This window comes from Actinomadura sp. NEAU-AAG7 (genome assembly GCF_018603865.1).
Taxonomy (GTDB): Bacteria; Actinomycetota; Actinomycetes; order Streptosporangiales; family Streptosporangiaceae; genus Spirillospora; species Spirillospora litoris.
This window is the reverse complement of sequence record NZ_JAHFZY010000016.1, coordinates 1-8484: the sequence shown is the minus strand read 5'-3', so window position 1 is coordinate 8484 and position 8484 is coordinate 1. Positions and strand designations below refer to the sequence as shown.

Annotated in this window: 1 protein-coding gene; it reads right to left on the bottom strand. The window is 73.4% G+C overall.

Features of this window, described 5'->3' with window-relative positions; all coding sequences use genetic code 11:
* Positions 1 to 7: 7 nt before the first annotated feature.
* On the bottom strand, positions 8 to 8452 hold the full coding sequence (locus tag KLI87_RS39540) for a non-ribosomal peptide synthetase (RefSeq protein WP_308166579.1): 8445 nt from the start codon (positions 8450 to 8452) through the stop codon (positions 8 to 10).
* Between the last annotated feature and the right edge of the window lie 32 nt (positions 8453 to 8484).

Here is an 8484-nt window from a genome sequence, read left to right as displayed (position 1 = left end):
CGGTGCACTACTCCAACTCTGCTTCGAGGAGTTCGATCTCGTCCTGGCTGAGCAGGGCCAAGGCCACGTCCGACGGGGTCAGCCCGCCCGCGTCGGGGCGTTCGGCGTCGTCCGCGAGGTCGCGCAGCGCCGCGAACCACGCCTCCGCGAGCGCCCGCGCCCCGCTCTCGGGGAGCAGGTCGCCCGCCCACGTCCAGGTGGCGACCAGCTCGGGGCCGCCGGAGGTGCGGGCCGTGTGGGCGTTCACCTCGATGACGTGCGGCAGCGACAGGCCCGCGTCGGCGCGGCCGCCGGCGCCGGTCGCGGCGACCGTCCACGGCTCGTCCGAGGGCGCGTCGACCTGGCCGAGGTAGTTGAAGCCGATCTGCGGCGCGGCGGACGCCACGAGCACCGCCGCCGTGCGCTCGTTGAGGTGGCGGAGCATCCCGTAGCCGATGCCCTTGTCGGGGATCTCGCGGAGCTGCTCCTTGACCCTCTTCAGCGCGGCGCCCGGGGCGTCCCCGGCGGGGCCGGGGTCCAGGCGGACGGGGTACACGCTGGTGAACCAGCCGACCGTCCGCGACAGGTCGAGGTTCCCGGCGGCCACGTGCGCCTCGCGCCCGTGGCCCTCGATGTCGACCAGCACGCCGTCCGGGCCGCCCGGCCCGCGCCAGGCGCGGACGGCGCGCGCGAGCGCCGCCAGCAGCACGTCGTTGATCTCGGCGTGGTAGGCGCCCGTGACCGTGTCGAGCAGGGGCCGGGTCACCTCGGGCGCCAGGCGCAGCGTCAGCTCCCGCGCGGTGCCGAAGGTGTCGCGCGCCGGGTCGAGCGGGCGGTCGCCGAGCAGGGGGTCGGGGCCGGCGAGGACGCGCGTCCACAGCGGCAGCTCGGCCTCGCGCTCCGGCGTGTTCGCGGCCTCGTCCAGGCGCTCGGCCCAGCGACGGAACGAGGTGCTCGCGGGCGGTTCGGCGGCGGGGTCGGCGCACGCGGCGGCCAGGTCCTCGACGATCGTCCGCCAGGAGACGCCGTCGACCACCAGGTGGTGCAGCATCAGGATCAGGTATCCGGGTTCGGCGGGGCCCCGGCCGAGGTGGACGGCCCGCACCATCTCGCCCTCGGCGGGCGCCAGCTCGCAGCGCGCCCGCTCGGCCAGCTCGTCGATCCGGGTGCCGAGCGCCGCGGCGTCCAGGCCGGACGCGTCGACCTCCCGCACCGACGCCTCGACCGTCCCGCGCGGCGGCACCTCCAGCTTCCAGTCGCCGGTCAGCCGGGTCCGCAGCACGTCGTGGCGGTCGATGACCGCCCGCAGCGCCGCGCGCAGGCGTCCGGCGCGCAGGTCCGCCGGGACGCGCACCACGATCGACTGCGCGTAGCCGTCGATCGGGCCCCGGTGCGCGGCCAGCCACCGGACGATCGGCGTCGGCGTCAGGGGGCCGACACCGGTGTCGGGGGTGTCGTCCTCCCGCTCCGTGCCGGCCTCCCCGGCGACCCGGGCCAGTTCGGCGGGGGTCTGGTGCTCGAAGACGTCCCGCACCGCGACCGCCATGCCCGCCGCGCGGGCCCGGCTGACCAGGTGGATCGCGAGGATGCTGTCACCGCCCAGCTCGAAGAAGCCGTCGTCCGGGCCGGCCTCGGCGCGGCCGAGCAGCTCGGCGAAGATCTGGCAGAGGACCTGTTCGCGGTCGCCGCTCGGGGCGCGCCCGGCGGACGGCGCGTCCGGCGCGGGCGCGGGCAGGGCCCGGCGGTCGAGCTTGCCGTTCGGGGTCAGCGGCAGCGCGTCCATCCGGACGAACGCGGCCGGCACCATGTAGGCGGGGAGCACGTCGTTCAGGGCGTCCCGGAGCGTCGCGCCGTCGGCCTCGGTGACGGCGTAGGCGACCAGGCGCCTGCCTCCCGGGCCGTCCTCCCGCGCGACCACGGCGCACTGCGCGACCTGCGGCAGCGCGGCCAGCGCCGCCTCGATCTCGCCCGGCTCGATCCGGAACCCCCGCACCTTGACCTGGTGGTCGGCGCGTCCGAGGTACTCCAGCTCGCCGCCGGGGGTGCGCCGCGCCAGGTCGCCGGTGCGGTACATCCGCGTCCCGGGCGGGCCGAACGGGTCCGCGACGAACCGCTCCGCCGTCAGGCCCGGACGGTTCAGGTAGCCGCGCGCCAGGCCGGGGCCCGCGACGTACAGTTCGCCGACCGCGCCGTCCGGAGCCGGGCGCAGCCCGGATTGCAGGACGTACACGCGCAGGTCGGGGATGCCGTCGCCGATCACGCTCCCGGCCCGCTCGTCGGCGCTCCGCAGCTCCCGGTAGGTCACGTGGACGGTCGTCTCGGTGATCCCGTACATGTTGACCAGCAGCGGCGCGGTGTCGTCGTGGCGCCGGTACCAGTCGGCCAGGCGGCCGGGGTCCAGGGCCTCGCCGCCGAACACGACCGTCCGCAGCGCGAGCCCGCCCGCCCCCGCGGGCGCCTCCGCGTCCACCGCCATGAGCTGGTAGAACGCCGACGGCGTCTGGTTCAGGACCGTTACGCCCTCGCGGACGAGCAGCGCGTGGAACTCCTCGGGCGACCGGCTCACCCCGTAGGGGACGACGACGAGCCGTCCGCCGTGCAGCAGCGGCCCCCACAGCTCCCAGACCGAGAAGTCGAACGAGTAGGAGTGGAACAGCGTCCACACGTCGTCGGGCGCGAACCCGAAGTCGTCGCGGGTGGCCTCGAACAGCCGCACCACGTTCCGGTTGGTCACGGCGACGCCCTTCGGCGCGCCCGTCGACCCCGACGTGTAGATCACGTAGGCGGGGTGGTCGGGGTGCGCGCCCGGCGCCTCGACGGGGACGGCGGCGGCCAGCTCGCGGCGCGTGTCCGGGTCGTCCAGCAGCAGCCGCGGCCCGGGGGCCTCGACACCGGCGGACGTGGTCGTGACCAGCAGCTCCGGCCGTGAGTCGGTGACCATGTGGGCGATGCGCTCGGCCGGGTAGCGCGGGTCGATCGGGACATAGGCGCTCCCGGCCTTCAGCACCGCCAGCACCGCCACGACCAGGTCGGACGTGCGCGGCAGCGCCAGCGCCACCCGCCGCTCGGGCCCGGCGCCGCGCTCGGCGAGCAGCCGCGCGAGCCGCCCGGCCGCCTCGTCCAGTTCGGCGTAGGTGAGCGTGTCGCCCTCGCAGGTCACCGCGACCGCGTCGGGGGTGCGGGCGGCCTGCGCCTTGAACAGCTCGGCCAGCGTGACCGGCGGCGCCGGCCTCGCGGTCGTGGCCGGCGGCTCGGCGCGCTCGGCCGCCGTGCGGACGTCCAGGCGTCCGACGGGCAGCGCCGGGTCGTCGGCGATCGCCTCCAGGATGAGCAGCAGGCGGTCGGTGATCGTCTTCGCTTCCGCGGCGTCGTAGACCTCGGGGCGGTAGCGCAGGCGCAGGCGCAGCACGGAGCCCGGCACGGCGATCAGGCCGAGCGGGAAGTGCGTCGCGTCGTGGCCGTGGGCGGCGGTGACGCGGAGCCGCGCGCCGGCCGCGAGCGAGGCCAGCGCCGCCTCGTCGAGCGGGTAGTTCTCGAACATCATCGCGGTGTCGAACAGGGCGCTCATGCCCGTCCGCCGCTGGATCTCGGCGAGGCCCGCGTGCTGGTGGTCGAGGAGCCGCAGCCGGTCCCGCCGGACCGTGTCGAGCAGCCCCGCGAGCGTCTGCGCCGGGTCCGTGCGGACGCGGAACGGCAGCGTGTTGACGAAGACGCCGACCATGTCCTGCGACCCGTCCAGCTCCGCCGGACGGGTGGACGTGGTGACGCCGAACACGATGTCGTCCCGTCCGGTGAGGCGGCTCAGCAGCAGCCCCCACGCCGCCTCGACCACGGTGTTCAGCGTCAGGCCGAGGCTCCGCGCCCGGTCGGCCAGCCGTTTCGTCGCCTCCTCGGACAGCCCGGCCTCGGCCAGCCTCTCGGGCCGCGTCCAGCGCGCGGCGCCGGGGGCGACGAGCGTGGGCTCCTCAAGATCGGCGAGGACGTCCTGCCAGGCGTCGTGCGCGGCGTCCCGGTCCTGCGCGGCCGTCCAGGCGAGGAAGTCGCGGTACCGCCGCCGGACGGGCGGCGGCGTGCTCCCCGCGTAGAGGGCGAGCAGCTCGCGCAGCAGCACCGGCCGCGACCAGCCGTCCGCGACGATGTGGTGGTTGGTCAGCACCAGCCGGTACCGGTCCCCACCTCGTTCCACGAGCGTGAAACGGATCAGCGGCGGACGTGTCAGGTCGAACGGGCGCTCACGGTCGGCGGCCATCACCTCGCGCAGGGCCGCTTCCTCGTCCGGCCCGTCGAGGACGATCTCCCGCCATTCCGTCGGGACCTCGCGGAAGATGAGCTGCACCGGCGCGGACAGGCCCTCGTAGGCGAATCCGGCGCGCAGGCTGGTGTGCCGTTCCAGCAGCTCTCCGGCGGCGGCCCTCAAGGCCGGGACGTCGAGCCTTCCTTCCAGGTCCACGACGAACTGCATCGTGTAGTCGTCGTTCGCGTCGCCGTAGAGAGCGTGGAAGAGCAGCCCTTCTTGCAGCGGCGAAAGCGGGAGGACGTCCTCCAGGCCCGGCTCGTTCGCGCGCAGCGATTCGATTTCCTCTGCGGGGAGCGGGTCCTGGAGTTCGACTTCCTCGCGGGTGGACGTCGAAGCGCGTGCCCGTTCCGCGAGGGCGGCCACGGTCCTGCCCTCGAAGACGTCGCGGGCGCCGAGGCCGATCCCGGCGTGCCGGGCGCGGGCGACCAGGCGCAGGGCCAGGACGCTGTCCCCGCCGAACTCGAAGAAGTCGTCGTCGATGCTGATCCGGGGGACGTCGAGGATGTCCGCGGCCAGGTCGCAGAGGATCTCCTCGCGCGGGGTGCGCGGCGTCCGTCCCTGGCCGCCCGCGTTGAGCTCCGGCTCGGGCAGGGCCTTGCGATCGATCTTGCCGTTGGGGGTGAGCGGCAGTTCGTCCAACTCGACGAACGCCGACGGCACCATGTAGTCGGGGAGCGCCGAGGCGACATGCTCCCGCAGCCCGGTGACCTCGCCGTTCGTGTTGGGGACGACGTAGGCGACGAGGCGCGCGTCGCGCGCGACCACGACGACGCGGGAGACCTGCGGGTGGGGGGCGAGGACGGTTTCGATCTCACCGAGTTCGATCCGGAACCCGCGGATCTTCACCTGGTGGTCGAGGCGACCCAGGTATTCCAGTTCGCCGTCGCTGGTCCAGCGGGCGAGGTCGCCGGTGCGGTACATCCGCTTGCCGGACGAACCGAACGGGCAGGCCACGAACCGCTCAGCGCTCAGCGCCGGACGATTCAGATAGCCGTGCGCCAGACCATCACCCGCGATGTACAGCTCACCCGCGACACCGGGCGCGACCGGCGACAGGCCCGCGTCCAGGACATATACCTGGGTGTTGCCGATCGGACGACCGATCGAGAAGTCCGAGGACTCGACCTCGTCGGCCGTCGACCAGATCGTCGTCTCCGTCGGGCCGTACAGGTTGGTCACCGAACGCCCGGCCTTCGCCAGCTCACTGGCCAAGTCCTGCGGGAGCGCCTCGCCGCCGACCATGACGCGCACGCCGGAGAAGGCCGCAGCGTCATGCTCGACCAGCGCACGCCACAACCCCGGCGTCGCCTGCAACGCCGTCACACCGTGGCGGGCGATCAGCTCCACCAGCTCGCCGGGGTCGGCGGCCTGATCGCCGGTCGCCAACACCACACCCGCACCCGTGACCAGCGGCAGGAACAACTCCAGGCCCGCGATGTCGAACCCGACCGTTGTCACGGCGAGGAGTCGGTCCTTGGCGTCCAGACCGAACCGGTCCTGCATCGAGGCAAGGAAGTTCGTCAACGCCCCATGGGGGATCACCACACCCTTAGGGCGACCCGTCGAACCCGACGTGAAAATCACGTAGGCGGGCTGCGATGCGTGAATCTCCGGCAGCGCGACTTCTTCAGGCTCTGGAGTTGCACCCACCAGCAAATGCGCAACACCGGGGACCGCGTCGCGGGTCGAGTCGTCCACCAGGGCCAGAACCGGAGAGGCGTCCTCGATCATGAACGCGATCCGGTCCGCCGGATACGAGGTGTCGATCGGAACGAACGCCGCACCCGACCGCATCACCGCCAACAACCCGACGACCAACTCGACCGAACGCGGCAACGCCACCGCCACCAGGTCGCCAGCACCGACCCCCCGACCCACCAGGACACGAGCCAGGGCGTCCACGCGCGCGTTCAGTTCGGCATACGACAGCTCCACGCCATCGCACACCAACGCCACACCATCGCCGCCTCCCGCCAACAAGGACGGCACCGAACCGGGCGCAACATCCAAAGCCGTCGCGTTCCAGGTAGACAGGACTTGCTCGCGCTCAGCCGCGTCCAGGACGTTGACGCGCCCCACCGGCATGTCCGGCTCCTGCGCCATCGCCTCCAGCACCCGGACGAGGCGCTCCGCGATCGTGCTCACGGCGTCGAGGTCGAACAGGTCCGGCTGGTAGTCCATCCGGAAGGACAGGGAGGTCTCGCCGGGCACGGCCACCAGCGCCAGCGGATAGTGGATCGCGTCGCCCACCCGCCCGTCGACCAGGTCGAAGCCGCACGCCTCGGCGGCGCCGCCCAGCTCGGCGGCGTCCAGGGGGAAGTTCTCGAAGACCGTGGAGGTGTCGAACAGCTCGCCGTGCCCGGCCAGCCGCTGCACCTCGGGGAGCCCGAGGTGCTGGTGGTCGAGCAGCCGGACCTGCTCGCGCTGGACGCGGGCGAGGAGGTCGCCCAGCGACTCGCCCGCGTCCAGCCGGACGCGCAGCGGCAGCGTGTTGATGAACAGCCCGACCATGTTCTCGACGCCGTCGAGTTCGGGGGAGCGTCCGGACGTCGTCGTGCCGAAGACGACGTCGGTCCGCCCGGTCAGCTTGCCGAGCAGCAGGGCCCAGGCCGCCTGGACCATGGTGTTCGAGGTGAGCCCGCGTGCGCGGCCGTACCGGGCGAGCGCGGCCGTGACCGGCTCGGGCAGCGTGAACTCGTGGTGTACGGGCGCGATCGGCGCCCGCGCCTGGTCGACGGGGACGACGCGGGTCGGCTCGTCCAATCCGGAAAGGGCCTCGGTCCAGGCGCGCCGGGCGGCGTCGTGGTCCTGACCCGCGAGCCAGGCGAGGTGGTCGCGGTAGGGGCGGACCTCGGGCAGCGGCGCGGAGCCGGAGTACAGCGCGAGCAGCTCGCGGATCAGGATCGGGACCGACCAGCCGTCCACCAGCGTGTGGTTCATGGTGAGGACGAGCCGGTGCCGGTCACCGCCGAGCCGGACCAGGGTGAAGCGGATGAGCGGGGGGCGGGTGAGGTCGAAGCCCCGCGCCCGGTCGGCCGCCAGGACGTCCTCGGCCGGGTCGTCCACGGTGGTGAAGTCGAGGGGGACGTCGGGGGCGACGACCTGGACGGGGTTGGTCAGGCCCTCGTAGCGGAAGCTCGTCCGCAGGCCGGGGTGGCGGGCCAGCAGCGCTGCGGCTGCGGCGCGGAGCTCCGCCTCATCGACACGTCCGTCGAGGTCGAGGACGACCTGGATCGTGTAGACCTCGCCCGCCGTCCGGTCGTAGAGGCCGTGGAAGAGCAGCCCTTCCTGGAGCGGCGACAGCGGCAGCACGTCCAGCAGCTCCGGCTCGCGGTCGCGCAACGCCTGAAGCTCCCCGGCCGGGAGCGGATCGGGCAGTTCCGCGATCGGGCCCGGGGACGACGAGGCACGCGCGCGTCCCGCCAGGGCGGCCACGGTCCTGCCTTCGAACACGTCACGGGCGCTGAACTCGACTCCGGCGTGCCGGGCGCGGGCGACCAAGCGCAGGGCTTGGACGCTGTCCCCGCCGATTTCGAAGAAGCCGTCGTCGATGCCGACGTGGGGGACGCCGACGATGTCCGCGACCAGCCGGCAGAGGATCTCCTCGCGCGGGGAGCGGGGCTCGCGCCCCGCGTTGACCGTTCCGAGTTCGGGCTCGGGCAGCGCCTTGCGGTCGATCTTGCCGTTGGGGGTCAGGGGCAGCTCGTCCAGCATGACGAACGCCGACGGCACCATGTAGGCGGGAAGCGCCGACGCGACATGCTCGCGCAGCTCACCCGCCTCGACCTCGCCGCCGGGCACGACATAGGCGACGAGGCGCGCGTCCCGCGCGACCACGACGACGCGCGAGACCTGCGGGTGCGACGCCAGGACGGTTTCGATCTCGCCGAGCTCGATCCGGAACCCGCGGATCTTGACCTGGTGGTCGAGGCGACCGAGGTACTCCAGCTCACCGTCAGCGCTCCACCGCGCCAGGTCACCGGTGCGATACATGCGCGTCCCGGCGGCCCCGAACGGGCGCGCCACGAACCGCTCAGCGCTCAGCGCCGGACGGTTGAGGTAGCCGTGCGCCAGACCATCACCCGCGATGTACAGCTCGCCCGCGACACCGGGGGCGACCGGCGACAGGCCCGCGTCGAGCACATAGACCTGCGTGTTGCCGATCGGACGACCGATGGAGAAGTCCGAGGACTCGACCTCGTCGGCCG